18 protein-coding genes are annotated in these 25,122 nt (G+C 66.5%); 6 read left to right on the top strand and 12 right to left on the bottom strand.

The features are described 5' to 3' along the window. Positions 1-62 precede the first annotated feature (62 nt). From selB to fdnG, 6 genes are all read right to left on the bottom strand, one after another. The gene (gene selB, locus WS57_RS08685; protein ID WP_069244358.1) at positions 63-1,988 is read right to left on the bottom strand and encodes a selenocysteine-specific translation elongation factor; all 1,926 of its coding nucleotides are present in this window, start codon (positions 1,986-1,988) and stop codon (positions 63-65) included. Next, a complete protein-coding gene (selA, locus tag WS57_RS08690; protein ID WP_059515029.1) occupies positions 1,985-3,424 on the bottom strand; it encodes an L-seryl-tRNA(Sec) selenium transferase in 1,440 nt (479 codons plus the stop codon). The genes selB and selA overlap by 4 nt, the downstream gene beginning before the upstream one ends. Before the next feature lie 135 nt (positions 3,425-3,559). Further along, the gene (gene fdhE / locus WS57_RS08695) at positions 3,560-4,495 is read right to left on the bottom strand and encodes a formate dehydrogenase accessory protein FdhE (protein WP_196482417.1); all 936 of its coding nucleotides are present in this window, start codon (positions 4,493-4,495) and stop codon (positions 3,560-3,562) included. Between the two features lie 110 nt (positions 4,496-4,605). Next, positions 4,606-5,232 (bottom strand): formate dehydrogenase subunit gamma, encoded by a 627-nt coding sequence (locus tag WS57_RS08700; protein WP_060243067.1) that lies wholly within the window; start codon positions 5,230-5,232, stop codon positions 4,606-4,608. Next, entirely contained in the window at positions 5,229-6,143 is a 915-nt protein-coding gene (gene fdxH / locus WS57_RS08705; protein ID WP_009688398.1) for a formate dehydrogenase subunit beta, read from the bottom strand. Before fdxH ends, WS57_RS08700 begins: the two co-directional genes overlap by 4 nt. A 10-nt stretch (positions 6,144-6,153) precedes the next feature. Continuing rightward, positions 6,154-9,225, bottom strand: a complete 3,072-nt coding sequence (fdnG, locus tag WS57_RS08710) for a formate dehydrogenase-N subunit alpha (protein WP_080293001.1) — start codon at positions 9,223-9,225, stop codon at positions 6,154-6,156. A 144-nt stretch (positions 9,226-9,369) separates the two neighbouring features. Between fdnG and WS57_RS08720 the strand changes: the two genes are divergently transcribed. The 3 genes from WS57_RS08720 (at position 9,370) to WS57_RS08730 (ending at position 12,798) form a co-directional block, all read left to right on the top strand. Further along, positions 9,370-10,302: a YihY/virulence factor BrkB family protein gene (locus tag WS57_RS08720; RefSeq protein WP_059480542.1), complete on the top strand. Its 933-nt coding sequence runs from the start codon at positions 9,370-9,372 to the stop codon at positions 10,300-10,302. A 418-nt stretch (positions 10,303-10,720) separates the two neighbouring features. Further along, entirely contained in the window at positions 10,721-11,881 is a 1,161-nt protein-coding gene (locus tag WS57_RS08725; RefSeq protein WP_040129806.1) for a porin, read from the top strand. 443 nt (positions 11,882-12,324) lie between these two features. Beyond that, the gene (locus tag WS57_RS08730) at positions 12,325-12,798 is read left to right on the top strand and encodes a VOC family protein (RefSeq protein WP_009688404.1); all 474 of its coding nucleotides are present in this window, start codon (positions 12,325-12,327) and stop codon (positions 12,796-12,798) included. A gap of 223 nt (positions 12,799-13,021) precedes the next feature. Here the strand turns inward: WS57_RS08730 and WS57_RS08735 are convergent, their stop codons facing one another. Next, positions 13,022-13,474 carry an HU family DNA-binding protein gene (locus tag WS57_RS08735; RefSeq protein ID WP_040129808.1) on the bottom strand — a complete coding sequence of 151 codons (453 nt, stop codon included), beginning with the start codon at positions 13,472-13,474 and terminating at the stop codon, positions 13,022-13,024. 258 nt (positions 13,475-13,732) lie between these two features. Here WS57_RS08735 and WS57_RS08740 point away from each other — a divergent pair, with 258 nt between their 5' ends. Beyond that, positions 13,733-14,851 carry an acyltransferase family protein gene (locus WS57_RS08740; RefSeq protein WP_059515027.1) on the top strand — a complete coding sequence of 373 codons (1,119 nt, stop codon included), beginning with the start codon at positions 13,733-13,735 and terminating at the stop codon, positions 14,849-14,851. A gap of 280 nt (positions 14,852-15,131) precedes the next feature. On the opposite strand, the gene ltrA is transcribed toward WS57_RS08740, so the two are convergent. Further along, positions 15,132-16,493 (bottom strand): group II intron reverse transcriptase/maturase, encoded by a 1,362-nt coding sequence (gene ltrA, locus WS57_RS08745; protein ID WP_069244057.1) that lies wholly within the window; start codon positions 16,491-16,493, stop codon positions 15,132-15,134. Positions 16,494-16,716: 223 nt separating this feature from the next. Here ltrA and WS57_RS08755 point away from each other — a divergent pair. After that, positions 16,717-17,927, top strand: a protein-coding gene (locus WS57_RS08755; RefSeq protein WP_155774291.1) for an IS3 family transposase whose coding sequence is annotated in 2 segments (ribosomal slippage) — positions 16,717-17,032 and positions 17,032-17,927 — 1,212 coding nt in all. Because the reading frame shifts where the segments join, the coding sequence is not laid out codon by codon here. 379 nt (positions 17,928-18,306) lie between these two features. Here the strand turns inward: WS57_RS08755 and galU are convergent. Together galU and WS57_RS37575 are read right to left on the bottom strand one after the other, a co-directional pair. Then, on the bottom strand, positions 18,307-19,194 hold the full coding sequence (gene galU / locus WS57_RS08760) for a UTP--glucose-1-phosphate uridylyltransferase GalU (RefSeq protein ID WP_040129812.1): 888 nt from the start codon (positions 19,192-19,194) through the stop codon (positions 18,307-18,309). Between the two features lie 229 nt (positions 19,195-19,423). Next, positions 19,424-19,567, bottom strand: a complete 144-nt coding sequence (locus tag WS57_RS37575; RefSeq protein ID WP_006479318.1) for a hypothetical protein — start codon at positions 19,565-19,567, stop codon at positions 19,424-19,426. A 212-nt stretch (positions 19,568-19,779) separates the two neighbouring features. Here WS57_RS37575 and WS57_RS08765 point away from each other — a divergent pair, with 212 nt between their 5' ends. Continuing rightward, positions 19,780-20,955, top strand: coding sequence for an acyltransferase family protein (locus WS57_RS08765; protein WP_059518150.1), 1,176 nt, complete (start codon positions 19,780-19,782; stop codon positions 20,953-20,955). A 234-nt stretch (positions 20,956-21,189) separates the two neighbouring features. Here WS57_RS08765 and WS57_RS08770 read toward each other — a convergent pair whose 3' ends face one another. Further along, complete coding sequence (locus tag WS57_RS08770; protein WP_069244058.1) at positions 21,190-23,652, bottom strand: glycosyltransferase family 4 protein; 2,463 nt, start codon at positions 23,650-23,652, stop codon at positions 21,190-21,192. Continuing rightward, positions 23,649-25,115 (bottom strand): oligosaccharide flippase family protein, encoded by a 1,467-nt coding sequence (locus tag WS57_RS08775; RefSeq protein WP_069244059.1) that lies wholly within the window; start codon positions 25,113-25,115, stop codon positions 23,649-23,651. The genes WS57_RS08770 and WS57_RS08775 overlap by 4 nt, the downstream gene beginning before the upstream one ends. Between the last annotated feature and the right edge of the window lie 7 nt (positions 25,116-25,122).

Here is a 25,122-nt window from a genome sequence, read left to right on the forward strand (position 1 = left end):
GTTATGTTTTATTTCTCGGCCACTTTATGCTTAACGGCACACCTACAAAGAACAACAAGCGCCTACGCCCGACTACCAATCCAACCGCTGTCAGGCCGCAGGAAGTGAAGATCGCGGTGGAAGCGAGTATACCCAACCCGGTCGAAGAACTCGAGAATCTGGATCGCGCGCTTGCGCCCAAGCCCCGTCGCATCGCGAAACGTCGCGGCATCGAGCGCAGCGCCGCGCGACTGCACGAGATGCGCGACCAGCTCGGCCAGTTCGCGCACCACGTCCGCGTGATAGAACAGGTCGCGCACGACCTGATGCACGTCGCCGCGCCGCGCGAGCTTGCGCAACAGCGTGCGCACCGTCTCCTCCGCCACGCCCGTGTCGCGCGCCAGATCGCGCACCCAGGGCGGATCGAAGCGCCCGGCCTGCAGCAGCGGCAGCAGTTGCTGCGCCACGGCCTCCTCGCGCGCATCGAGACTCACCGCATGCGACGGCAAATGCAGCCACGGCCCGCTGCGCGCGACCTGTCCGCCATCGACCAGCGCATCGACGAGCGCGCGCCACAGCGCATCGCCAATGAGCGGCGCGGCCATGCGCCGCAGACGCGCAGCGTCGAGCCCCTGCTCGTCCGGCATCCGCTCGTGATACGTGCGCAGTACCTCGATCGCGCGCGCCTGCAACGCAAGCCAATGCGCGCGCGAAAACACCGCGCCGTCGTTCGACGCGGCATCGCGCTGGCCGATCGCCAGCGCATCGTCGGGTAACGTCAAGGCATCCGGCGCGAAACCGGTCAGATGCGTCAGCGTCGCACGTGCGATACCGAGCGGCGCCTGCGCGAGTAGCGCATCGAGCCGCCCTTCGTCGAGCCATGCGGCCAGCGCATCGAGCCACGCGCGGCGCGCTGGGGTGCGGCGCTTGCGCGCGGGACCGAACGGATCGAGCACGCGCCCGCCGCCGACCGTGCGCGTCGCCTGCGGATTGCGGACGATGAAGCGATCGCCCGGCAACGCGAACACGGGCTCGTCGAACACCAGTTGCACGCGCATCCGCTGGCCGGCCACGAGCGTGTCGCCGTCGAGCAGCGCGACGTGCGCGACGCGATGCAGCGTGCCGAGATGCACGTGCAGCGGCGCCCAGTGCGTGAGCGTCAGCCCGGCATCGTCGAGCAGCGTCAGCTCGACGTCGAGGCGCGGCGAGGTCGCGGCCAGCCGCGCATCCGCGATGGTGTCGCCGCGCTCGACGTCCGCCTTGTCGACGCCCGCCAGGTTCAGCGCACAGCGTTCACCCGCGCGCCCCGTCTCGACCGCGCGGTTCTGCGCATGGATGCTGCGCACACGCGCCGCGCCGCCCGTGCGCACGACGGCCAGCGTGTCGCCGGTCGTCACGCGGCCCGCGAACGCGGTGCCCGTCACGACGGTTCCCTGCCCCGCCAGCGTGAACACGCGATCGACCGCGAGCCGGAACAGGCCGTCGTCGCGCCGCGCGCGCCACGCGATCGCCGCCTCGGTCAGGCAGCGCTTCAGCGCGACGACACCCGCATCGCCCGCGATCGTCGCGCAGGTTTCGAAAATCGGTGCATCCGCCAGCGAAGAATCGTGCAGCCACGCAGCGATCTCGTCGCGCACCTGCGCGATGCGCGCGGCGTCGACGCGATCGCACTTCGTCAGCGCAACCGCGCCGTGCGTCACGCCGAGCAGTTGCAGGATCGCCAGATGCTCGCGCGTCTGCGGCATCACGCCGTCGTCGGCGGCGATCACGAGCAGCGCGAAATCGATCCCGCACGCGCCGGCCGCCATCGTGTGAATCAGCTTCTCGTGGCCCGGCACGTCGATCAGGCCGAGCACGTCGCCGTTGTCGAGCGGCGTATACGCATAGCCAAGTTCGATCGAAATGCCGCGCGCCTTCTCCTCTTTCAACCGGTCGGTGTCGACGCCGGTGAGCGCGCGCACGAGCGTCGTCTTGCCGTGGTCGATGTGTCCTGCAGTGCCGACGATCATGCAGCCGGCCCCGCAGCCTGCGCGCATTGCGCGACGAAAGCCGCCTCGTCGGCGGCCTCCAGGCAGCGCAGATCGAGCCGCAGCGCGTTGTCGGCCACGCGCCCGATCACGGGGCGCGGCCAGTCGCGCAGCCGTTTCTCGAGCTGCCCGAGCGCACGCCCGCCGCGCTTGCCGTCCGGCGTGCGCACGACGAGCCCGGCGCTCGGCAACTGGTCGACCGGCAGCGCGCCGCTGCCGATCTGGCTGAACATCGGCTCGACGCTCACCGCATAGCCGCTGCCGAGCGCAGCCTGCAAGGCCGGGCGCACGCGTTCGGCCGCGTCGGCGATCTCGCGTTGCGGGCGCGTCAGCAGGCGCAGCGTCGTGAGCCGCTCTCGCAGAAATTCGGGCGCCAGGTACAGGCGCAGCACCGGTTCGAGCGCGGCGAGCGTCAGCTTGCCGACGCGCAGTGCGCGCTTGAGCGGATGCTTCTTGATCTTCGCGATCAGCGCGCGATCGCCGACGATCAGGCCGGCCTGCGGGCCGCCGAGCAGCTTGTCGCCGCTGAATGTGACGAGGTTCGCGCCGGCCGCGACGGTTTCCTGCACGGTCGTTTCGTGCGGCAGTCCCCATTGCGCGAGATCGGCGAGCATGCCGCTGCCGAGATCGACCGCCACCGGCACGCCGTGCTCGCGCGCCAGCGGCGCGAGTTCGGCCAGCGTGGTTTCCTTCGTGAATCCGCTGATCGCGTAGTTGCTGCAATGCACCTTCATCAGCAGCGCGGTGCGCGGGCCGATCGCATCCGCGTAATCGTGCAGGTGGGTGCGGTTGGTCGTGCCGACTTCGCGCAGCTTCGCGCCCGCGCGGCTCATGATGTCGGGAATCCGAAATGCGCCGCCGATCTCGACGAGTTCGCCGCGCGACACGACAACCTCCCGCTTCGTCGCGAGCGCCGACAGCGTCAGCAGCACGGCGGCCGCATTGTTGTTGACGACGGTCGCGGCCTCGGCGCCCGTCAGTTCGCGCAGCAGCTCGTCGATCAGGTCGTCGCGGTCGCCGCGGCGGCCCGTCGCGAGATCGAACTCCAGGTTCACGGGCTGCGTCAGCGCGTCGACCACCGCGCGCACCGCGTCGTCGGGCAGCAGCGCGCGCCCGAGATTCGTATGCAGCACCGTGCCCGTCAAGTTGAACACCGCGCGCAGCGTGCCCGCATTCTGCGCGGCGAGCGCGCGCGCGACCGCCGCCGCGATGCGCGGCTCGTCGAGCGGCTCGGCGCTGCCCGGATCCTGCTGCGCGGCGCTGCGCCAGCGGTCGAGTTCGGCGCGCACCGCGTTCAGCACGCGCGTGCGCCCGTACTCCGCCAGCAGCGGCTGCAGCGGCCCGGAGGACAGCACGCGCTCCACGGACGGCACGCGCGCGAGGACGGCATTCAGTTCGTTCAAACCCGGTTCGGACACGAGTATCTGGTTCCTTGTCGGCAGAAGTTGGCACGCCGTGAATCCGCACCGGGCGCCCTCGCGTCCGTGCGGATCCGCTGCGTCACGATCGGATCGGCCGAAGCCTTCGCTGCTTCGGCGCCTGCTGCGCGCCGCTTATCCGGCATCCTTCGACAGGTCCGGCCACAGCAGCGGATTCGGCGAGCTGCGCTGGTAGCCGGCCTCGTTCATCAGCAGATCGAGCGTCAGGCTCGCGAGATCGTCCGCCAGCGGCTCGAACTCGTAGTCCTTTTCCTGATAGCCGATCTTGCGATAAGTCTTGCATTCGTCGCACGATTCGGCCTTCACGGCTTCGCTGCCGCCCTCGATCCCGTGATACGCGATGCCCTTCGTCGAGTCGCAGTGGGAACACTTCGTGCGCACCATGTGCCATTCGGTCGTGCACAGTCCGCACTGCAGGAAACGATAGCCCTGGTACTGGCCGCCGACGCGGATCACGCTCGCGACCGGATGCGTGCCGCATACCGGGCACAGCCCCGGCTGGTCGAGATACGGGACGTCGGCCGGCGCGACGCGGCTCGCGAGATCGGTCCACACGACCTGCAGCGCGGCCATCAGGAACGGCGCGGTGGCCGGATCGACTTCCGCGAAGCGCAGCGCGAGGACTGCATCCGCCTGCGCGTCGAGCTCGGCGGGCGTCATCAGGCGCAGGCGGTCGAGCAGCTTCGCGAGCGACGGGTTCACGAGCCCCGCGCTCTCGACGCGGTCGAGCAGTTCGTACAGCACCGCGCGCCATTGCGGGTCGCGTTCGGCACCGAGCGCCGGCACGAGCGGCATCGAATGCTGTTGCGCCCGCGCGATCGCGTCCTTCGACGGCATCGGCAGGTTCAGCGACTGCAGCACCGCATGCTGCGCATCGGCGACGCTCGCCATCAGCCGCAGATAACCGGCGATCGGGTTCAGGTCGGCGAGCTTGCGCAGCCGCGTGGCGCGCGCGGAGAATACGGCGCCGCGCTCCGGCAGGCGAAAGCGCGGAATGGCGGAATGATCGAGCGCCGAAATCTCGGTCGGTTCGAGAATACGTTGTGTCACGAAAGTGTCTTCCAAAAAAACAAGCGCCGACAAATCGGCGCTTTCGGGCGATTCCGGCCGCTGGCGGAGCGGCGCGACCGAAACCCGGCGCACCGCCCCGTTCCGCCGCGTTACTTCACGCTTTCACGGAACCACTTCGGGTGGTGCTTGCGCGCCCAGCCGAGCGTGACGGTGCCGCGCACCATCGCGCCGATCGAGCCCTTCACCCACAGTGCCGCATAAATGTGCACGATGATGCTCGCGATCAGCACGAACGCCGCCACCGCATGCACGACGGCCGCCGCGCGGATCACCCCGATCGGGAAGTAGAACGAGAAGTAGCGCCGCCAGATCACGATCCCGGACAGCAGGAGCAGCAGCAGGCACGCCACCAGCGTGAAGAATAGCAGCTTCTGGCCGGCGTTATAGCGACCGACGGGCGGCAGCTTGTCTTCCCGGTTGTTCACCACGTCGTCGATCTGCTTCAGCCACTGGCGATCGTCCGCGTCGAGCGTGTTGTGATGCCAGAAACGCACCACCAGGATCGCGAACGACACGAACATCACGAGGCCGACGAACGGATGCAGGATCCGCGTCCACTGGCCGCCGCCGAACAGCGCGGTCAGCCAGAACATCGACGGATGAAACAGCGCGAGCCCGGACAGCGCGAGCAGCACGAACGTGATCGCGGTGATCCAGTGGTTCGTGCGCTCGTTCGCCGTGTAGCGGACGATCAGGTTCGGGTCGTCGTGCTTCATTTCGCGTCCTCCTTGATGCGTCGCGCCTCGTCGCGGGCGGCGGCTTCCTCTTCGTCGCTCACCTCGTTCGGACCGACCCGCACATAGTGGAAGAACCCGGCAAGCGCGGTCAGCGCGAGGCCGGCGACCGCGAGCGGCTTCGCGATGCCCTTCCACAGCTTCACCATCGGGCTGATCGACGGATTGTCGGGCAGCCCGTGGTAGAGCGACGGTTTGTCCGCGTGGTGCAGCACGTACATCACGTGCGTGCCGCCGACGCCCTGCGGGTCGTACAGCCCCGCATGCTCGAAGCCGCGCTCCTTCAGGTCCTCGATCCGCTCGGCCGCGTGCTGCTTCATGTCCTCCTTGGTGCCGAACACGATCGCGCCGGTCGGGCAGGTCTTCACGCAGGCCGGTTCCTGGCCGACCGCGACGCGGTCGGAGCAGAGCGTGCACTTGTAGGCGCGATGATCCTTCTTCGAGATCCGCGGCACGTTGAACGGGCAGCCGGTCACGCAATAGCCGCAACCGATGCAGTTCTCCTCGTGGAAATCGACGATCCCGTTGTTGTACTGCACGATCGCGCCCGGCGACGGGCAGGCCTTCAGGCAGCCCGGATCCTCGCAGTGCATGCAGCCGTCCTTGCGGATCAGCCATTCGAGGTCGCCTTGCGGATTCTCGTATTCGGAGAATCGCATCACCGTCCACGAATGCTCGGTGAGGTCGGCCGGGTTGTCGTACACGCCGACGTTGGTGCCGATCTCGTCGCGCAGGTCGTTCCATTCCATGCATGCCGTCTGGCACGCCTTGCAGCCGATGCACTTCGACACGTCGATCAGCTTCGCGACGCTGCCGGTCACCGGTTCGCGCGCCGTGGGCGGCGGCGTCGTGGTGGCCGACACGCGCTTGATATCCAGCGATTGCAATGCCATCTGTTCCCCCTTACGCCTTTTCGACCTTCACCAGGAACGACTTGAATTCCGGTGTGTACGAGTTGCCGTCACCCACGGACGGAGTCAGCGTATTGGCGAGATAGCCGGGCTTCGCCAGACCCTTGAAGCCCCAGTGCAGCGGCACGCCGACCGTCTGGACCTTCTTGCCGTCGACGGTCAGCGGCTTGATCCGCTTCGTGACGAGCGCGACTGCGACGATGTAGCCGCGCTTGGACGACACCTTCACGCGATCGCCGTGCGCGACGCCGACCTCCTTCGCGAGCTCTTCGCCGATCTCGACGAACTGCTCGGGCTGGATGATCGAGTTCAGCCGCGCATGCTTGGTCCAGTAGTGGAAGTGCTCGGTCAGCCGGTAGGTCGTCGCGACGTACGGGAACTCCGACACCTTGCCGAACGACGCGCGGTCGTCCGGGAACACGCGCGCGGCCGGGTTGTTCAGCGCCTGCGGGTTGTTCGGGTGCAGCGGGTTCGCGGCGAGCGGCGTCTCGAACGGCTCGTAGTGCTCGGGGAACGGACCTTCGTTCATCCCCGCGCGCGCGAAGAAGCGCGCGACGCCTTCCGGGTTCATGATGAACGGGCCCATCCCGTTCTCGGGCGGCTCGTCCGCCTTGAAGTCGGGAATGTCGGCGCCCGTCCACCCCTTGCCGTTCCAGCCGATCAGCTTGCGGGTCGGATCGAACGGCTTGCCGCTCACGTCGCACGATGCGCGGTTGTACAGGATCCGCCGGTTCGCCGGCCATGCCCACGCCCAGTTCAGCGTCTGGCCGATGCCGGTCGGATCCGAGTTGTCGCGCCGCCCCATCTGGTTGCCGGCCTGCGTCCAGGCACCGCAGAAGATCCAGCAGCCGCTCGCGGTCGTGCCGTCGTCCTTCAGCTGCGCGAACGCGGCGAGTTGCTCGCCCTTCTTGACGAGCACCTTCGACGGATCCTTCGGGTCGGGCAGATCGGCGAGCGCCTTGCCGTTGAACTCCATCGCCAGTTCCGCGGGCGTCGGGCTTTCCGGGTTCGCGTACGGCCAGGTCAGGTTCACGATCGGGTCCGGATACTTGCCGCCATCCGCCTGATACATCTTGCGGATGCGCAGGAACAGCCCCGACATGATCTCGAGATCGCTCTTCGCTTCGCCGGGCGGCTCGGCCCCCTTCCAGTGCCATTGCAGCACGCGGCTCGAACTCACGAGCGAGCCGTCTTCCTCCGCGAAGCAGGTGGTGGGCAGACGGAACACCTCGGTCTGGATCTTCGACGCGTCGACGTCGTTGTAGTCGCCGTGATGCTTCCAGAACTCGGACGTCTCGGTCGCGAGCGGATCCATGATCACGAGCCACTTCAGCCGGGCGAGCGCCTGCGCCGTCTTCACCTTCGACGGCGCCGCCGCGAGCGGGTTGAAGCCCTGGCAGATATAGCCGTTCATCTTGCCGGCCGCCATCAGCTCGATCGTCTGCAGCAGGTCGTACTGCTTGTCCAGCTTCGGCAGGTAGTCGTAGCCCCAGTTGTTCTCGGCGGTGGCCGCGTCGCCCCACCACGACTTCATGAAGCTGACGTGGAACGCCTTGTAATTCTTCCAGTAGCTGAGCTGGTTCGGCCGCAGCGGCTGCTGCGCGCGCTTCTTGATGTAGCCGTCGAAGTCCTGCTCGGCCTGCATCGGCAGCGTCATGTAGCCCGGCAGCAGGTTCGACATCAGCCCGAGGTCGGTGAGCCCCTGGATGTTCGAGTGGCCGCGCAGCGCGTTCATCCCGCCGCCGGCGATGCCGATGTTGCCGAGCAGCAGCTGCACCATCGCGCCGGTGCGGATCATCTGCGCGCCGATCGAGTGATGGGTCCAGCCGAGCGCGTACAGCACCGTGCCGGCGCGGCCGGGCACCGCGGTGGTCGCGAGCATCTCGCACACCTTCAGGAACTTCTCCTTCGGCGTGCCGCAGGTCTGCTGGACCATTTCCGGCGTATAGCGCGCGTAGTGCTGCTTCAGCAGGTTGTACACGCAGCGCGGATGCTGCAGCGTCGGGTCGACCTTCGCGTAACCGTCGTCGCCGCGCTCGTAGTCCCAGCTCGACTTGTCCGGGTACGTGTGGTGCTCCGCGTCGTAGCCGGAATAGATGCCGTCGTTGAACGCGAAATCCTCGCGCACGATGAACGTGAAGTCCGTGTAGTTCTTCACATACTCATGCTGGATCTTGTCATTCGTCAGCAGATAGTTGATGACGCCGCCCAGAAAGACGATGTCGGTGCCGGTGCGGATCGGCGCGTAATAGTCGGCCACCGAGGCCGTACGCGTAAAGCGCGGGTCGACGACGATCAGCCGCGCCTTGCGGTGCGCTTTCGCCTCCGTTACCCACTTGAAGCCGCACGGATGGGCCTCGGCTGCATTGCCGCCCATCACGAGAATCACGTCCGCGTTCTTGATGTCGACCCAATGGTTCGTCATCGCTCCACGGCCAAACGTCGGGGCAAGACCTGCCACCGTCGGGCCATGTCAGACACGCGCCTGATTGTCGAATGCGAGCATCCCCAGACTGCGGACAGTCTTGTGGGTCAGGTAGCCGACTTCGTTGCTGCCGGCCGACGCGGCCAGCATGCCGGTCGTGAGCCAGCGGTTGACCTTCGCGCCGTCTTCCGCCGTCTCGACGAAGTTGGCGTCGCGGTCGGCCTTCATCAGCTTCGCGATCCGGTCGAGCGCGTCGCTCCACGAGATCGGTTCCCACTTGTCCGAGCCGGGCGCCCGATACTCGGGGTGCGTCAGGCGGTTCGGGCTGTGGATGAAGTCGATCAGGCTCGCCCCCTTCGGGCACAGCGTGCCGCGATTGACCGGGTGGTCGGGGTCGCCCTCGATGTGGATGATGCTCGGCCGCGCGTTCTTCGCGCCGTCGCCGAGGCCGTACATCAGGATGCCGCAACCGACTGAGCAGTAAGGACAGGTGTTGCGCGTTTCGACTGTGCGCGCCAGCTTGTACTGTCGGACTTCGGCGAGCGCTTCGGACGGAGAGAAGCCCATCAGGGCTAGACTCGATCCGGCAAGCGACGTGGCCGTCACCTTCAGGAACTGGCGCCGGGACATTTGTAGCATGGCGGTCTCGGCATTATTGTGGGGTGGGAAACTGAAAGGAATTATAGACAGTTCACGCAACCATGACGGAATCTTCGGATCAATACTGAATTGTCCGTTTATCGACGAGTCCGACTATCGACAACGACCCGCCATCGACAGACCATGAAACGACCGATCACCTCCGAAGCGACGCGCCTCGCACAACAGCAGGCCAACTGGGCCCTCACCGCGTTCAAGCGTTTCTCGGCCGACCGCTGCTCGGCGATGGCCGCAGGCATCGCGTTCTTCTCCGCGTTCTCGCTCGCGCCGACGCTCGTGATGGTGATCGCGGTGGCCGGCTGGTTCTACGGCGACGACGCCGCGCGCGGGCAGGTGTTCGAGCAGGCGCATCAGCTGATCGGCGACGACGCGGCGGCCAGCATCCAGACCATCGTGCAGAACGCGCATCGCGCGGGCCAGCGCGGCGGCATCGCGACGCTGATCTCGTTCGCCGCGCTCGCGGTCGGCGCATCGGCGACCTTCGCGTCGCTCAGCGCCGCGCTGAGCGTGATCTGGCCGGCCACCGAAAGCCGCTGGTCGAGCATGCTCGGGCTCGTGCGGGTGCGCCTGATCTCGTTCGGGCTCGTGCTCGGCGTCGCGTTCCTGCTGATCGTGTCGCTCGTGCTCGACACCGCGATCACGTTCGTCGGCACCTGGCTGCTCGGCAATTCGCCGTATGTCGTCGTCACCAACCTCATCCAGTTCTTCGTCGGCATCGCGGTGCTCGCGGGCGCATTCGCCGCGCTGATGAAGTTCCTGCCCGATGCGCGCGTCGCGTGGCGCGACGCGGCGGTCGGCGGTGTCGTGTCGGCGATCCTGTTTTCCGGCGGCAAGAAGCTGTTCGCGCTCTACCTTGCGCACGCGGGCACCGCCAGCGCGTTCGGCGCGGCCGGATCGTTCGCGGTGCTACTGATGTGGCTGTACTTCTCGGCGCTGGTGCTGCTGCTCGGCGCGGAATTCGCGGCGGCGCGCGGCGTCGCCTATCGGCGCACCGGCGACGCACCGGCCGCGCCCAGGCCGCCCGGCACGTCCTCGGAGCGCCCGCACGAGCACTGATTCGTTCCGGTATTCGGCGCGCGCAGGGAATATGCAATGCATGCCGCGCCCTACCCAAGCGCTTTCCTTTTGGCAAGCACGCGCGCGGAACGCGTATCGCCCGGCTTGATACGCCGTTTGCACCGGCGCGCATTTACTTTGCAATGGCAAACGTTTGCGGTCGCCGATTTCCGTGCGACGAGCGGCTGAATCGGTCCATCTGCTGTTCCGCGCGCAAATCGCCGCAACAATCGCAGCGCAGCAATTGTCAACTATTTCAAAAATAGGAACAGTTGTTGATGTGCTTGATATATATGGCTTTTTCCCCGTTGTTACCTTTTCGAGACACTTTATTTTTTAAGCTTTCTTGCGTGTATGGCACTGAGCTATTCTCCAATCCGCAACAAATAACGAATCACTTGCGTGGAGAAACTCAACGATGAAGAAACTTGCTCTGTCGACCCTCTCGCTCGCCCTGCTGGGCGCCGCCGGCGCAGCTCAGGCTCAGTCGAGCGTGACGCTGTACGGTGTGATCGATACGTCGATCGCCTATGTTCACGGCAATGACGGCAAGGCCAACAACATGTGGCAAATGCTGTCGGGCAACCTGCAGGGCAGCCGCTGGGGCCTGAAGGGTGCTGAAGACCTGGGCGGCGGCCTGAAGGCGATCTTCCAGATCGAAAACGGCTTCAACCCGGGCACGGGCAAGCTGAGCGCATCGAACACGATCTTCAACCGCCAGGCATTCGTCGGCCTGCAAAGCAACCAGTACGGCACGCTGACGCTCGGCCGCCAGTACGACCCGGTCGTCGACCTGGTCCAGGCAGTCACGGCTGACAACTACTTCGGCAGCTTCTTCGCGACCCCGGGCGACGTCGACAACAACGACAACAGCCTGCGCGTCAGCAACGCGATCAAGTACACGTCGCCCGTCTACGCCGGCTTCCAGTTCGAAGGCATGTACGGCCTGAGCGGCATCGCAGGCAAGCCGGGCCAGGGTCAGACGTGGTCGGCTGCCGCCGCCTACAACAACGGCCCGATCGGCATCGCCGCCGGCTACTTCTACGCGAACAACCCGTCGCCGACGACCACCGCGGTCCGTGGCGGCTGGGGCTCGACGACGTCGGACAACATCGTCGACGGCCCGATCAACGCAGGCTACGTGACGGCGAAGTCGATCGGCATCGCGCAAGTCGCAGGCCAGTACTCGATCGGCCCGGTGACCTTCGGCCTCGGCTACAGCAACGCGCAATACAAGCCGGATGCATACTCGGCGTTCACGTCGACCGAGAAGTACAACACGGGCCGCGGCTTCGTGACGTACCAGGTCACGCCGCCGCTGCTGCTGGGCCTCGGCTACTCGTACACGAAGGCGAGCGGCAACACGGACGCGAAGTACCACCAGGTCTCGGTGGGCGCGGACTACTCGCTGTCGAAGCGCACGGACGTCTACCTGGTCGGCGCGTACCAGCACGCCAGCGGCACGCAGCTCAACGAAGACGGCACGACGTCGGCAGCACAGGCATCGATCGGCTCGTACGGCTATGCCGGCACGCGTTCGCAGGAAATGGTCGCACTCGGCCTGCGCCACAAGTTCTAAGAAGTACGTTTCCGGCGTGCAAGGCGTCTTCGACGCCCTGCCGCCGAACTGGAAAGCCAGTCATCGGTTTCGGCCGTGGCTGGCTTTTTTTTCGCCTGTCGCGCGACGCAGACATCGCGGCCGGGCCGATAACGGCCCGCACGACGCGCCGGAATACCGTTGTCGGCTTCCGGGAAGGCGACGAGCCGCCGGCGGCTGCGCGGCCTGTATCGCAGCCGAAACCGCGACGCCGACGCCACCGCGATCTTGCAGCCGCGGTTTTCACGCGAGCGAAACCGGCCCAGAATAGCGTGGGCAACGCCACGCGCATCCCGTTCGCCGCACCGCAGCCGATCCCGCGCACGACGTATTTGCATGCCCGCGTGTCGATTCCGGCGACCTTCGTTCGTCGTGTCGATGGCGGCACGCGACTCGCCCCGCCCCATACCCACAGGAGATTCGTCATGCCGATTCAGAAGATCACGCCTTTCCTCTGGTACTCGACGGAAGCCGAAGAAGCGGCGACGTTCTATGCAAGCATCTTTCCGGACTCGCGCGTCGTGCGCGTCACGTCGGTGCAAGGCACCGGCGGCACGAAGGTCGTGGAGTTCGAGCTGTTCGGGCAACCGTTCTTCGCGATGGGCCACGAACGGGCCGAGTCTTTCAACCACGCGATCTCGCTGCTCGTCAACTGCGCCGACCAGGCGGAACTCGACCGCTACTGGAGCGCGCTGCTCGACAACGGCGGCACGGCCGACGGCTGCGGCTGGCTCAGGGACCGCTTCGGCGTCTCGTGGCAGATCGTCCCCGACGACCTGATCCCGATGATGGCCGACCGCGATCCGGTCAAGGCCGGACGCGTGGCCGCCGCGATGATGCAGATGACGAAGTTCGATGTCGCCGCGCTGCGGGCGGCCTATGCGGGAACGGCGGGCTGACGAAGCGCCGTATCGCGGCGCCGCGCGCGACGATCCGCGTAAGCGCAGATGCGCAGCGCGGTACGCCGTTCGCCGCGCATCGCTTCTTCGCTGCCATATGACGTGCGCGGATTCACCCAGGTCCGCGCAGCGCAATAAAAATCCCCGCACGCTTTCGCGTACGGGGATTTCGGGCACATCGCAACGGCTGCCGGCCTGAACGCCCGGCAGCCGCCGCGCGGCATTACGCCGCTGCGTCCTTCAGCTTCTTCAGCGCACGTGCCTTCACGCGCACGCTGGCCGGCTTTGCCGGGAACCAGCGCTCTTCGCCCGTGAACGGATCCTTGCCGAAGCGCTTCTTCTTTGCCGGCACGACTTGCGCCGTGATCTTCAGCAGACCCGGCAGCGTGAACTCGCCTGCGCCCTTCTTGTGAACCGAGCCCAGCACGACGTTCTCGAGTGCGGCGAGCACTGCCTTGACAGCCTTCACTTCGACAGCAGCGCGCTCAGCGATGTGCGTTGCGAGCGATGCCTTCGTGAACTTGTCCTTCAGCGGCGTCGGAGCGGCCGGTGCTGCCTTCGCGACAGCCTTCTTGGCCACTACTTTCTTCGCGGGCGCAGCAGCCTTTTTGGCAGCCACTTTCTTGGTCGCCGGTGCGGCAGCCTTCTTGGCCACCTTTTTTGCGGAAGTCGCCATGTTTCTCCTACCAGGTGTGGTCGTTGGATACACGAAGCGTGCAACGCGCGCGCTTCAACGCCGGATTCTACAAGCGCCGTGACGCTTCGTGCAGTACTTTTGTGCGTTTTCGCGGGGTTTCCCGCAGGTTTTGTTGCGCGCGACCGACTCCGTCGACGCCCGAACAGCGAAAAACGCCTTCACGTATACGCCCGAACGCGAATTACGTTCGATATTTGCGCACCTATACTGAGCTCGCTCAGTGCCCCGGATGCCTTCATGCGCGAAGTCAGATACGTCAAAGGACTCGACGGCCTGCGAGCCATCGCCGTCATCCTCGTTTTCCTGTCCCACAAGGGCCACGTCCTCGCTGTCGACGTGGGCAAGCTCGGCGTGTGGACGTTTTTCCTCATCAGCGGATTCCTGATCGTCGGCGAGCTGCACCGCAACCGCGAGGCAGTCGAGTGCGGCACGATGACGCGCCGGCACGCGCTCGCGCTGTTCCTCGCGAAGCGCGCGCTGCGGATCTTTCCCGTCTACTACCTGCTGCTCGCCGCGCTCGCGATCGCGCATGCGCTGTTCTACCAGCGCGGCGTCAATCTCGGGCTCGCGTGGCACGCGGTGTTCCTGTCGAATTACTGGATCGGCGTCGTCAAGGATGGCTGGCCGGGCTCCACGTCGCATTTCTGGAGCCTCGCGGTTGAACAGCAGTTCTATCTGATTGCGCCGCTCGCGCTGCTCGCGGTGCCGGCCGCGCGACACGTCGCGCTCGGCGTCGCAGCCGTCGCGCTGTGCGCGCTCGCGCATCTCGCGCTTTACGCGACCGATGCGTCGCCGGTGCTGATCTACGCGTTTTCCCCGTGGAATTTCGCATTGATCGCGCTGGGCGGCCTCGGCGCGGTGGCGCTCGCCGATCGCGGTCCGGCCGTCGTACGCCGCATTCCGCCCGGCTGGCTCGGCGCCGCCGGCGTCGTGTTCTTTCTCGCGCTGCCGGCGCTCACGACGCTGCCCGACGTCGTCACGGGCCTTGCGGATCTCGGCCTGTCGGCGTCGCTCGGCTCGCTGATGCTGTGGATCGTCACCGAACCCGACCATCCGGCCGTCGCGCTGCTCGACTGGGCGCCGCTCGTCTACCTCGGCACGATCAGCTACGGTTTCTACCTGTTCCACAACCTGATTCCGGCGCGCTTCGGCGTGATGCCCGCACTGTTCGCGCGCGTGCCGCTGCCGGCATTCGTCCGCGATGCGCTGCCCGAACTGCTGCAGTTCGCGCTCGCCGTTTTGCTCGCGCATCTGTCGTGGCGCTACCTGGAAAAGCGGCTGCTCGACTTCAAGAAGCCGGTCGCCGCGATGCTGGCCCGGCGCTTCGTGGCACGGCCCGGCACGTCGCCGCGCTGAGCGGGAAACCGGCATCGAGGCGGCGGCGCCGCACGCGCGCCGGCGGGAAGCAAAACAACGTCAGCGAATCACGGCGCACGCGTCGCATGCGGGCATGCGCCCCGGCCGCAGCCCTCGTTCGCCCGATTCACAGCTGCCCGGCATCGGCACGGCCGCCCGCAGCGCAGCGCAGCCGCCGCCCCGCCTCGCCCAAAATCGGCATAGGGGGTAGCCAACAGGCTACGCCCCTGCCACACCACCCGGCATGCGGGTCCGCACCGGGCGGTTCGAGAAGTTGAGGTCAGGAGAGACGGGGTAAGCCTAGCCGGTCGAACCATGCAATGGGCAGCACGCGGTTGAGCAGCTTGCCGCTGTTGCGCCACCAGCGATGGCTGTTGGCCGCCACCTGTCGCGCAACATCGTGGGCCGCACCAAGTGCGCGCAACTCACGATACATGGTCGGGCCGCGCTTCCAATGCTTCAGCTGGATCGCGCGCAAACGATGGCGCACCCATTCGTCCAGTTCGCGCATCACGCCCGGTGTCTGCGCCAGACGGAAGTAGCCTTTCCAGCCCAGCAGGTAGCGGCGAAGCTTCTCCACCACCTGCGCCAGACTACGTCCGCCCCGGCGCGTCAGTTCCCGCACGCGCTGTTTGAACGTGGCCAATGGTTTGACTGCCACCTTGCGCTTGACCGCACCACCCGCAGCTACCCACAAGCTGTAGCCCAGGAACTTGCGACCGAATACGCTTGCCACCGCGCTTTTGGCTTCATTGATCTTCAGGCGTAGTCGCCCGTACTGCCGGCGCAACAGCGCCATCACCCGTTCGCCCGCCCGGCGTGAGCGAACGTACACGTTCGCGTCGTCGGCATAGCGCACGAAGCAATGACCCCGTCGCTCCAGTTCCTTGTCCACCTCATCGAGCAGCACGTTCGCCAGCAACGGTGAGAGCGGACCGCCCTGGGGCGTCCCCTCGTGCCGCTCCTGCACCACGCCATCGCCCATCACACCTGCGTTCAGGTACGCCCGGATCAGCCGGATGACTCCCGGATCTCCGATACGCTTCTGCAGCCGGTCGATGAGAATGTCGTGAACCCGGTCAAAGAACTTTTCCAGGTCCACGTCCACCACGATCCGCCGCCCCGACTGCACGTACGATTGCGCGGCCAGCACCGCGTCGTGCGCACGCCGCCCTGGCCGGAAACCGTAGCTGTGCTCGCTGAAGGTGGGCTCCAGTACCGGTTGCAGCACCTGCAGCAACGCCTGCTGAATCAGCCGATCCGTCACCGTCGGGATGCCCAGCTCGCGCTCGCCACCATCCGGTTTCGGGATCGTCACCCGCCGCACCGGCATCGGCCGGTACGCCCCCCGCAGCAGCTGCTCACGTATTGCCGGCCAAGCTGTCACCAGGTGTCGCGCAGTCTGGTCAATGTCCAGTCCGTCGACACCCGGTGCTCCCTTGTTCGCCCGCACCCGCCTGAACGCCTGCCGCAGGTTCTCTCTCGTCAGCGCCGCTTCCAGCAACGCCGACCCTGTGTCTCTCGTCTCATGCCGCGAGCCGCAAGCTTCGTCACTCACGGCTTCACGCGCAGCTTCACCGCGCGCTGCCACCGCTCGCCCCGCTCGCGCGGGCATCTGACGCCTTGCCTGTTGCGTCGGCATGTCGTTGAACACTCCTCCTCGTTTGGTCCTTCGCCACTAGCCTCAGCCTTCCCGGCCTATCCTGCGGCTACTACGACCTCTGCTGACTCCTCGCTCCGGCTCGACGCCGTTGCCCTTTCAGGCATGAGGTGGAGCAGCCCCCTGAAACGCCGGACACAGTCACCCACTTACAATAACGGGTAGGCATAAGACTGTGTTTTTGACTAACACCAGGCAGGAAGTGATGGAAGTGTTGACGGGCCCGGAGCGCCGGCGGCGCTGGACGGCGGAGCAAAAGCTGGCGATGGTTCGCGAGAGTTTCGAACCAGGGAAGTCGGTTTCGATGGTCGCGCGGCAGCACGGCGTGAACCCGAACCAGCTGTTCCACTGGCGCAAGCTGTACCAGGATGGGAGCCTGTCAGCGGTCAAGGCTGGCGAGGAAGTGGTTCCGGCCTCAGAGCTGGCCGACGCGCTCAAGCAGATTCGCGAGCTGCAACGGATGCTCGGCAAGAAGACCATGGAGAACGAGATTCTCCGCGAAGCAGTCGAGTACGGCCGGGCAAAAAAATGGATAGCGCACTCGCCCTCGCTGCCGGAGGACGACCAGTGAAACTGGTTTGTGAAGTTCTCGGCGTGTCGCGCTCGAACGTATCGGCACGACTGTCGCGTCCGGCGACGTGGCGCGATGGCCGTCAATCGCGGCAGACGGACGATGCGAGCGTGGTCGAGGAAATCCGCCGAGTCGTCGGCGATTTGCCCAGCTATGGCTATCGCCGGGTGTGGGGCTCGCTGCGCAATGAACGCATTGCTGCCGGACAGGTGCCGTTCAATGCGAAGCGCATCTATCGCATCATGCGCACTCACGGTCTGCTGATGCAACGGCGTCCAGCCCCGCCTCGGCCGCAACGTCGGCACGATGGCAAGGTGGCCGTCGCGCGCAGCAATCAGCGATGGTGCTCGGACGGCTTCGAGTTCCGCTGCGACAACGGCGAGCCGCTGCGGGTGACGTTTGCGCTGGATTGCTGCGACCGAGAGGCGATGAGCTGGGCAGCCACGACAGCAGGTCACAGCGGCGACATCGTGCGCGACGTGATGCTGGCTGCAGTGGAAAATCGGTTTGGCAACGAACTGCATACCCCGTCCGAAATCGAGTGGCTGAGCGACAACGGTTCGGGCTACACGGCCGACGACACGCGCCGGTTCGCAGTGGCCATCGGCCTGAAGCCATTGACCACACCGGTGTGCAGCCCACAAAGTAATGGGATGGCAGAGAGCTTCGTGAAGACGATGAAACGCGACTACGTCGCCTTCATGCCGAAGCCGGACGCAGCGACTGCCGCACGCAACTTGGCCATCGCGTTCGAGCATTACAACGAGAAGCATCCCCATAGCGCGCTGAAATACCGCTCGCCTCGCGAGTTCCGGCGCTCGATGGATTCAGCAACCTTAGTGTGATGCCGTGTCCGGGATTACAGGGTCAACTCCATGAGGCGAGGCCTCCCCAGGTAAGAACGCACTCCTTCATCGCACAGCCGCCGCATTTACGCCACCTCGCCTTGGTCACCAGAGCTTCGCGGTTTACGGCCCGCTCGCCCTGCTCGGCAGCGCCTTCTATGCAGTTCTTGTCCATCGGCTCGCGATTTACGCTCCACGCTTCCTCCCCACACTCGGTCGCCCTCATGCAGTTGCGCTTCGCTTCATTCGCCGTGACCAGCTCATGGCGGGACTTGCACCCGCAGGAGTGCGCCCATGCTGGGCGCACCGCAAAAAAGCCCCGGGCAAGCCGGGGCCAACGGAACAACCACCACCTGAAACAGCGGAGCAGCGCGGCTGCTTATGCGACAGCAGCCAGCGCGGGCAGACAGGTACGCAGGTACGCCTCGAATTCGCGGCTGACCTCCGGATGCTGGAGCGCCAGCTCGACGGTCGCCTTCAGATAGCCGAGCTTGCTGCCGCAGTCGAAGCGCGTGCCGTAGTAGCGATACGCGAGCACCTGCTCGTTCGCGAGCAGCGACTGGACCGCGTCGGTCAGCTGCAGTTCGCCGCCCGCGCCCGGCTTGAGCTTGCGCAGATGATCGAAGATCGTCGGCATGAACACGTAGCGGCCGACCACGCCGAGGTTCGACGGCGCATCTTCCGGCGCCGGCTTCTCGATGATGCCCGACAGCTTGATCACGTCCTCTTCCCATTCGCGGCCTTCGACGACGCCGTACGAGCGGCTGTCCTCGCGCGCGATCGTCTCGACGCCGATCACCGAGCTGTGATAGTGGTCGAACACGTCGACGAGCTGCTTGAGCACCGGCTGCTCGCCGTGCAGCAGGTCGTCGGCGAGAATCACCGCGAACGGCTCGCCGTGCACGAGCTTTTCGGCGCACAGCACCGCGTGGCCGAGGCCGAGCGCTTCAGGCTGGCGCACATAGAAGCAGTTCACGTGGCTCGGCTTGATGCCGCGCACGAGTTCGAGCAGCTTTTCCTTGCCGCGCGCCTCGAGCTCGGCTTCGATCTCGTAGGACTTGTCGAAGTGATCCTCGATCGCGCGCTTGCTGCGCCCGGTCACGAAGATCATCTCGGTGATACCGGCGTTGATCGCTTCCTCGACCGCGTACTGGATCAGCGGCTTGTCGACGACGGGCAGCATTTCCTTCGGGCTCGCCTTCGTTGCCGGGAGGAACCGCGTGCCGAGACCGGCAACGGGGAACACGGCCTTGGTGACTTTCAACATGATTGCATCCTGATTGCGTTGATTGCGCCGCGTCGACCGGCGACCCGGCGCGATTTGTTTTCCGAACGGTCTATCGGGTGCCGGCGCCACAACCCGCTCCACGCCGCTTGCTTTCGATATGGACCGATTGCCCTTAAATCCGGAAAGTCGATAATCCCGTCATGCGGTCGATATTGCCGAACCGATTGCCGAAGCAGAAACAAATTACCGATTTTCCGGATACAAATACTTACGATTCGAATTCCTCGATATAGGGCACGCCGCCCCGTTCGAGGCCCGGGCGAATCGGCTCGTTCTTCAGCGCCTCGCGGTACGCCGACAGCACGGCCATGACCAGCAGTACTGCCGCGCTCGCGATCCAATGCATGTCCATCTTGCCGCTCCTTGCATCAATCAACTGGAGCTTCAAACTATCAGAAAAAAATCGGCAAATAATTTGCGCACCCTGCGAAACCGCTTTCACAACCGGATAAAACCACCATCTGAAATACGCCTATTTTCAGGCGTTATTTTTTTATTCATTGATCGAATTCTTGCGCATTACGATCGAAGCATCCCTTCATCCGTCGCAAGGAACCGAATCGCATGCAAGCTTTCAGCGGATCGCCTTTGACCGCGCCGCCCGTCGCCGACCACAAGGAACACGTGATCGACGCGATGCGCGGCTTCGCGGCGCTGCTCGTCGCCTATTTCCACTGCCGCCAGGTCGTCTGGGTCGGCATGCAGAGCTTCCATCGCGCTTACGGTCACGCGCTCGATCCGAGCGTGCTGGTCGGCTACCTGACCTTCCCGTTCGGATGGGGCTCGGCCGGCGTGCCGATCTTCTTCGTGATCAGCGGCTACTGCATCCACCGCAACGCGGCGCTCAAGCTCGCGGCCGATCCCGCGTACCGGCTCGATGCGCCGAACTTCTGGGCGCGCCGCTTCGCGCGGATCTACCCGGTGCTGCTCGCCGCGCTGCTGCTCACGCTCGCGCTCGACACGATCAGCCTGCAGATCCAGCCGGTCAGCCACAAGATCCGCGACATCGGCGTCGCCGCCTTCCTCGTGAACCTGTTCTCGCTGCAGGGCGTCGCCGGCTATACGTACGGATCGAACGGCGCGCTCTGGACGCTGTCGCTCGAAGTGCAGTTCTACGTCGTCTACCCGCTGCTGTTCGCGGTACGCCGCCGCATCGGGATGCCGGCGGTCGTGGCCGCGGTCGCGCTCGTCAACGTCGCGTCGGCCTGGCTGCTCGAGCGGCACGACCTGCAGTTCTTCACGTCGTACTGGCTGTCGTGGACGATCGGCGCGTGGATCGCCGACGTGCGCGCGCAACCGTCGCGCGCCGCGGCCGCGGTGCCGTCGCGCGCATGGTACGTCGCGGCCGCCGTGCTGCTCGCGGCCGGCTGCGGCGCGTTCCACTTCGGCCAGTACGGCGCGTTCCAGCTGTGGGCGGCCGGCTTTGCGTGCTTCCTGTACCGCGCGCTCGCCCGTCCGCCGCGGCCGACGCCGCCGCTGCGCGTGCTGGGCTGGTTCGGCGACTTCAGCTACTCGCTGTACCTGATCCACCTGCCGCTGTTCGTCTGCCTCGGCTCGGTGCTGTTCCATTCCGAGCTGCAGCTGTCGATCTGGCCGTCGCTCGGGTTCATGGTCGTCGCGATCCCGGTCGCGTACCTGTTCTACCGGCTGTTCGAGCGGCCGGCGATGAAGTGGTCGGCCAGCCTGAAGCCGTCGCGTACCGCCCGCGTGGTCGCGCCGGCGCCCGAACGGGCGGTCTGAGCGTTTCGATCGGGACCGGAAGCCCTCGCACGGCAGCGCCCGTGCGGGGGCTTTTTTGCGGGGTGGATACGCGGCGGCCAATGCCGCGAGGAACGGGATACCGGCGGCGGTCGAGCGGCATTACGCTCCGCGCGCCATGCGCAAAGCCCCCGCCCGGCATCACGCCGTGCAGGGGCCGCTCGGTTCCAGCCCGCCGCCGCCCCACGCCATCGGCGCGGCGGCGGCAACGACCGCTCAAGCCTGCTTCGCCTTGGCCGCGGGCGCGGTATCTGCGAGGATCTTTTCGACGCGCTCGACGTAGGTCTCGGTGCCGAACCGGCGCACCGCGGTCGCGCGCCCGCTCGCGACCAGCCGCTCGCGCAGCCGCGCATCGGACCGCAGCGCGACCAGTGCATCGGCGAGCGCGCGCGCGTCGCCCGGTTCGCACAGCAGCCCGTTGTCGCCGTGCTCGACGATCTCGATCACGCCGCCCGCGCGCGCCGCGACGACCGGCCGGCGCGCCAGCATGCCTTCGACGATCACACGGCCGAACGGCTCCGGCGTGATCGACGTGTGCGCGACGACGTCGACGGCCTTCATGCAGGCGGCGATGTCGCGCTGGAAGCCGACGAAATGCACGCGTTCGTCCATCCCGTGCCGCGCGACGTATTCGTGCAGCTGCGCCGCGTATTCGTCCTCGCCGAACAGCGGCGCGCCGACCAGCACGACGTGCATGTCCGGCTGCCGCGCGGCGGCCTCCAGCAGCACGTGCTGCCCCTTCCAGTGCGCGAGGCGGCTGAACGAGCCGACCAGCCACGCGTGCTCGGGCAGCCCGAAGCGCGCGCGCAGCGCGGCCTGGCCGACGCCGTCCAGCGCGTCGAACGGCTCGGCCGAAATGCCGTTGAACACGACGTCGACGTGCTGCGGCGTAAAGCCGGTCAGCGCGCGGAACGCCTGCGCGGACGCATCCGAGTTCGCGATCACGCGCGTCACGCCGAGCCGCGCGCAGTACTTGATCGCCAGCAGCTGCTTGCTGCCGAAATGGTCGTCGCTGACGATGTCGCGCAGATGCCAGACCACCGGCTTGCGCGCGAGCCGCCCGGCGAGCGCGGCGACCACCATCGCGCGCTGCGTGTTCGCATAGATCACCTCGGCGCGGCGTGCGCGGCGCGCAACGTCGCGCACCAGGCGCGTCAGCTGCCTGAGCGCGCCGAGCGACACGCCGCCCTGCTTGCGCACGCCGGCGAGCGCGCCCTGCTCGACCACGTCGACGCGCGCGCCGATCTCGTCGAGCGCCGCGCGGAACGGGCCGTCGTCGAACAGCAGCACGTCGGCGTTCGCGCGCATGTGCTTCATGATCTCGAGCAGCGACAGCTCCGCGCCGCCGAGCACGCCGCTCTGGTCGAGCACGAGCGTCGCCGGGCCGCGCGCGGCCGGCATCGGCGCGGCCACGCCGCGCTGGGCGGTCGCGCCCGGCAGCGCCGCCTCGACGTAATCGAGAAAGCGCTGGCGGAAAGTGTCGGCGGAAAAGCGCTCCGCATTCGCGCGGCACGCGTGCGGCGAGAAGCGCTGCGGCGCGCGCTCGAAATCGTCGACGGCCGCGACGATCGCCTGCGGCGTCTGCTCGTCGAAGAACAGCCCGGTCGGATGCGCGTCGGAGCGCGGATCGCGCACGGTCTCGAGCGCGCCGCCCTTGCCGTAGGCGATCACCGGCGTGCCGCAGGCCTGCGCCTCGACCACCGAGATGCCGAAATCCTCCTCCGCCGCGAACACGAACGCCTTCGCGCGCCGCATCCGGTCGTGCAGCACCGCGAACGGCTGGTAGCCCATGATCTCGACGTTCGGGGCGGCCTTCGCGCGGATCTTGTCCATCTCGGGGCCGTCGCCGATCACGACGAGCCTGCGCTCCGGCGTCTGCGCAAACGCTTCGACGATCAGGTCGATCTTCTTGTACGGCACCATCCGCGACGCCGTCAGGTAGAAATCCTCCTTGACGGTGTTCAGCGAGAAGCCGTCGACGTCGACCGGCGGAAAGATCACCGCCGCGTCGCGGTGGTAGACCTTGCGGATGCGCCGCGCGATGAACGCGGAGTTCGCGATGAAGCCGTCGACCGCGTTCGCGGTGCGCGTATCCCAGTTGCGGATGTAGTGCAGGATCATCCGCGCGAGCAGCGATTTCGGCCCGTGCGTGAGGTTCGACTGTTCCAGATACTGGTGCTGCAGGTCCCACGCATAGCGGATCGGCGAGTGCACGTAGCTGATGTGCATCTGGTCCGGCCCGGTCAGCACGCCCTTCGCGACCGCGTGACTGCTCGAGATCACGAGGTCGTACCCGGACACGTCGAGCTGCTCGATCGCGAGCGGCATCAGCGGCAGGTAGCTGCGGTACTTGGTGCGCGCAAACGGCAGCTTCTGGATGAACGACGTCGTCACGCGCTTGCCGCGCACGAACGTGCGGTCGTCGAGAAAATCGACGAGGCTGAACAGGTCGGCGTCGGGGAAGCACGCGACGATCTGTTCGAGCACGCGCTCGGCGCCCGCGTAGGTCACCAGCCAGTCGTGGACGATCGCCACGCGCAGCGGGCGGGATGCGTCGCGCGCGGGGGCGGCTTCGCGGCGCGCGGTGCGCAGCGCGACCGCTTCGCCGGCGCCGGCCGCAGCCGTCGCGTCGGCCGTGGCCGCATTGAGGATGGCGTGATCCGCCAGATCGCGATTCATGTGGTTTTCCTCGCATTGAGACGGAGAATCAGGCCGAGGGCCAGCGCGCGCAGCCCCGGCGTCATCGTGAGCGACCACGCGACGTTCAGCGCCAGCACGACCGCGCACATGCCGATCGACTCCACGAGCGCCGGCCACGCCTGCGCCAGCACCAGGCTCGCGAGCAGGAACGCGAGGTGCGCGAGCATGTCGAGCACGATCGCGCGCATCCGGATCGCCGACAGGTACAGCAGCACGCCGTAGTCGACGAGCGCGCGCGTCGCGACGACCACCGCCGCGCCGATCAGCCCGAAGTGATGAATGCCCAGCCACAGGCCGCCGACGAAGAACGGCATCTCGACGAGCCCGGCGATCGCCGCGCGCGCCGGATTGACCTGCGACTGGATCAGGATCCGCGTGACGCTCGCCTGCCCGACGAGCCATACGCTGATCACCAGCACGCGGCCGACCGGCGCCGAATGCGCGGCGAGGTCGGGGCCGACCCACAGCGTGAGGAACGGCGCCAGCGCGAAGATCGCGACGATGCCGACCGGCGTGAACACGCCGTTCAGGAATTCGAGCGACTGGCGCGCGAGCGTGTCCGCGTGCTCGCGGCCGAGCGCCGACAGGCGCGGGAACAGCGTGCGCACCAGCGCGTTCGGCAGCATGTTCAGCCGCGTGACGAGGTTCTGCGGCACCGTGTAGTAGGTGACGAACTTTGCGCCCATGCCGGCGCCGAGCATCACGCGGTCGAGCGTGTCGGCGACCATGCTCGCGGTGCTCGCGATCAGCATCCAGCCGCCGAAGTTGAACAGCCCTTTCGCGGTGCCCCACTTCGGCGGATCGATGCGCCTGATGCCGAGCACCTTGATGCTCGCGTGACCGAGCATCACCGCCGCGACCAGCCGCGCGACGACCGCCGCGGCCAGCACCGTCTGCAGGTTCGGCGCGATCCACCACGCGGCGCCGAGCGGCAGCAGTTGGAACAGGAAGGTGCCGATCGTCTGGTTCGTGTTGAACACGCCGAAGCGCTCGGCGCCGTTGATCGCGCCGGCGAACACCCACGACACGTTCGCGAGCGGAATCGCGAGCGCGAGCCACGGCAGCGCGAGATACACCTCGTGCTGCATCGCCGCCGACACCTTCGTGAAATACGCGGTGTAGACGAACGCGCCGAAATAGATCAGCAGGCCGCCGGCGATGCCGGTGCCGAGGTTGAGCCAGAACGCGCTCCAGAACACGCGCGCGCTTTCAGCGGCGTCGCCGCTCGCGAGCGCCTTCGAGATGTGGTTCTGCGCGGCCATGCTCATCCCGAGATCGAGGATCCCGAAATAGCCGATCAGCGTCCACACGAGACTGACGACGCCGTAGCGTTCGACGCCGAGCGCGTGAATGTAGGCGGGCACCGTCACCAGCGACACGAAGGTCGGCAGGATCAGCCCGATGAAGTTGATCGAAACGTTCTTGAGTATGCCTTTGTCCATGCCTGTG

Source organism: Burkholderia pseudomultivorans (genome assembly GCF_001718415.1).
GTDB lineage: Bacteria > Pseudomonadota > Gammaproteobacteria > Burkholderiales > Burkholderiaceae > Burkholderia > Burkholderia pseudomultivorans_A.

What these genes read in the sequence shown, in the direction of transcription:
- WS57_RS08730 (WP_009688404.1), top strand. Translation starts at nt 12,325, where the DNA reads ATGCCGATTCAGAAGATCACGCCTTTCCTCTGGTACTCGACGGAAGCC.
- WS57_RS08775 (WP_069244059.1), bottom strand. Translation starts at nt 25,115, where the DNA reads ATGGACAAAGGCATACTCAAGAACGTTTCGATCAACTTCATCGGGCTG.
- fdxH (WP_009688398.1), bottom strand. Translation starts at nt 6,143, where the DNA reads ATGGCATTGCAATCGCTGGATATCAAGCGCGTGTCGGCCACCACGACG.
- WS57_RS08735 (WP_040129808.1), bottom strand. Translation starts at nt 13,474, where the DNA reads ATGGCGACTTCCGCAAAAAAGGTGGCCAAGAAGGCTGCCGCACCGGCG.
- WS57_RS08720 (WP_059480542.1), top strand. Translation starts at nt 9,370, where the DNA reads ATGAAACGACCGATCACCTCCGAAGCGACGCGCCTCGCACAACAGCAG.
- selB (WP_069244358.1), bottom strand. Translation starts at nt 1,988, where the DNA reads ATGATCGTCGGCACTGCAGGACACATCGACCACGGCAAGACGACGCTC.
- WS57_RS08740 (WP_059515027.1), top strand. Translation starts at nt 13,733, where the DNA reads ATGCGCGAAGTCAGATACGTCAAAGGACTCGACGGCCTGCGAGCCATC.
- WS57_RS08765 (WP_059518150.1), top strand. Translation starts at nt 19,780, where the DNA reads ATGCAAGCTTTCAGCGGATCGCCTTTGACCGCGCCGCCCGTCGCCGAC.
- ltrA (WP_069244057.1), bottom strand. Translation starts at nt 16,493, where the DNA reads ATGCCGACGCAACAGGCAAGGCGTCAGATGCCCGCGCGAGCGGGGCGA.
- WS57_RS08725 (WP_040129806.1), top strand. Translation starts at nt 10,721, where the DNA reads ATGAAGAAACTTGCTCTGTCGACCCTCTCGCTCGCCCTGCTGGGCGCC.
- WS57_RS08700 (WP_060243067.1), bottom strand. Translation starts at nt 5,232, where the DNA reads ATGAAGCACGACGACCCGAACCTGATCGTCCGCTACACGGCGAACGAG.
- WS57_RS37575 (WP_006479318.1), bottom strand. Translation starts at nt 19,567, where the DNA reads ATGGACATGCATTGGATCGCGAGCGCGGCAGTACTGCTGGTCATGGCC.
- galU (WP_040129812.1), bottom strand. Translation starts at nt 19,194, where the DNA reads ATGTTGAAAGTCACCAAGGCCGTGTTCCCCGTTGCCGGTCTCGGCACG.
- WS57_RS08770 (WP_069244058.1), bottom strand. Translation starts at nt 23,652, where the DNA reads ATGAATCGCGATCTGGCGGATCACGCCATCCTCAATGCGGCCACGGCC.